Source organism: Xanthomonas sp. SHU 166, assembly GCF_000364685.1.
GTDB lineage: Bacteria > Pseudomonadota > Gammaproteobacteria > Xanthomonadales > Xanthomonadaceae > Xanthomonas_A > Xanthomonas_A sontii.
Map to the genome: position 1 here is coordinate 1 of NZ_AQOJ01000650.1, position 2,234 is coordinate 2,234.

General features: G+C 72.3%; 3 protein-coding genes. All 3 read right to left on the reverse strand.

The genetic code is table 11. From position 1 onward, the window contains the following. Window positions 1-198: 198 nt before the first annotated feature. On the reverse strand, window positions 199-1,107 hold the full coding sequence (locus tag D180_RS15620; RefSeq protein ID WP_017913537.1) for a hypothetical protein: 909 nt from the start codon (window positions 1,105-1,107) through the stop codon (window positions 199-201). A gap of 53 nt (window positions 1,108-1,160) precedes the next feature. Continuing rightward, complete coding sequence (locus D180_RS15625) at window positions 1,161-1,718, reverse strand: lysozyme inhibitor LprI family protein (RefSeq protein WP_017913538.1); 558 nt, start codon at window positions 1,716-1,718, stop codon at window positions 1,161-1,163. Between the two features lie 97 nt (window positions 1,719-1,815). Next, window positions 1,816-2,234 (reverse strand): fibronectin type III domain-containing protein (locus D180_RS15630; RefSeq protein ID WP_043091103.1); only part of this gene is annotated, 419 nt, incomplete at its 5' end.

Genomic DNA, 2,234 nt, shown 5'->3' on the forward strand with positions numbered 1-2,234 from the left:
TTGCCGGCAAGGCGGCCAAGGGCCTGCACGCGCTGACCGGCGGCCCCGAGCAGGTCCAGGCTGCCGTCGCGCGGCCACCTCCACAGCTGAGCGAGGCCGAACTGCAACGCGCCATGAAGGTGTGCACGGAACAGGGCGGGGGCTGCGCAGCGGGGCCGTGAGCGCGCCGCCGCGCAAGCGTCGCCCACCTCGGCGACCTCAGCCGCAGGCCCAGTCCAATCGCAGGTCCTGGATGTCCAGTTGCGCGATGCCGCCGCCGAAGTTGTAGCCGCCGAAGGCCTCGTCGAACTCGATGTAGTACGGGCTGAAGTCCGGGATGCCCTGTATCGGGCGCATGGTGCCGCCGAGGTGGTTGATGGCGTGGCCGGCGGCCCAGTCGTGTTCGCGGTAGTGCTCGCGGCTGACCACGCCGTCCTGCCAGTAGTAGAACGGCTGATAGCCGCCGGGATCGGGCGCGTCGCCGAACGTCTCGCGCGGCGGTACGCCGGCATTGGGATCGTGCTCGCGCCGGCGCAGCCGCAGCGGACGATGCAGGGCGAAACGGTCCGGCGCCTGCGGCAGCGGCACGCTGCGCGCGTCCCACGCCTCGCATACTGTCGCGCTTCCGACCTGCAGCCATTCCGGCGGCGGCGTCTGCTGCAGCAACGGGCTGTCCACCAGCGGCGGCGGTCGGCATGGCGCGCCATCCACCTCTTCCTGCCGCAGCAGGATCAGCGCATAGGCGCAGTCCAGCAGGTCCTGCATGCGCCGCAGCCGCGGGTGGGCCTGCAGCGCGCGTTCGCGGAACGGTTGCAGCGCCGGGTCGGCCAGCGCCTGCGCAGGCGTGGCGATCGCGGCGTGCATCCCGTCCACTGTTCCGGCCGGGCCGCCGTCGTTATGGTCCGGCGCGGTGGCGAAGAACGACACCGCGACGATGTCCGGGCCGTGCACGCGGTAGTCCGGTGGCAGCCGCAGGGTGAAGCCGTGCTGCATCGGATAGCCGCTCCACGGATCCAGCGGCCATTGCGCCGCGGCGATGCCCGGCGGCAGGCCGAAGCACCAGCCGTCGCTGTCGGGAGTGGGCGCGCCGTCGTGCCAATCTCCGGGTTCGATGTCGTAGGCGTGCACGGGCGTCTTCGACGGATCGCAGGGTGTGGTGGAGGGTTGACGCGACCGCGCCCTCAACGCCCGCCGCGCGTATAGCCTTCCAGTTCGTCGGCGCGGGAGCTGATCCGGCGCAGGGTGGCTTCGGCGCTTTGCAGGCCCGCCTCCTGGCCGCGTGCGCCGAGCGCCCGGTCCAGGTTGGCGGCCTGTTCGTTGGACTGCTGCCAGGTGGACTGCGCGTCCATCAGGCGGGACCGGTCGGTACCGCTGATGCGGTAGCGCAGCTTGTCGTAGGCGCGGTCCAGGCGCTCCTGCTGCACGCGCTGTTCGCGCTGGATGCAGCGGCGGCTCTCGTCCAGGCCCTGCGCCTGCTTGCGGCAGTCGTGGTAGGTGGCGGACAGGCCATCGCGCGGTGCAGCGGCTTCGGTGCCGGCCGGCGGCATCTGCTGCAGTTGCTGCTGCATCTGCTGGATCTGCTGGGCCTGCTGCTGCAGCAGGCGCTGCTGTTGCTGCAGTTGCGCATCGCGCGGGTCGGTCTGCTGCGCGGCGGCACTGCCGCACACGCCGGCGACCATCGCGGCGATCAGCCAGGCGCGCAGCCGGCGCTGGTGCTGGGTTCCCTGGTGCTGGTGCATCGTCCTTCTCCTTCGATCGGCAACCGATCCTGCCGCGCGCCGCATCGCCGGTGCGCGGTCGAGGTGGGGCCAAGCATACGGGAAGGCGGTGATGGCTTCATGGCACGGCGATGCGGGCGCTCAGCGGGGAGACGCCGCGCTCGTCGAAGGCTTCGACGGCGAACACGTAGTCCTGGTCGCGGTTCAGCGCCCGGATCTCCAGGTCGGTGCCGCGGTCGGCGAACACCTGGTAGGTGAGGTTGAGGCGGTCGGCGCGCAGGCCCCAGCGCACGTTGTAGCCGACGGCGCCGGGCACCGCCTGCCAGTGCACGCGGGCATTGCGGCGGTCGGCCTCGCGCTGCGCGACAACACCGGTCGGCGCCGGCGGCGGGGCGCCGTCGGCGTTGCCGAACACGCGCAGGTCGCTGATCGCCAGGTGGGCGGCGCCGACGTGGCCGTGCACGTAGCGGATGTAGCGGGTGCGCACCGGCGCGGGCAATTGCAGGTAGGCGTTGGGCCGGTCGCGGCGGGCGGCGC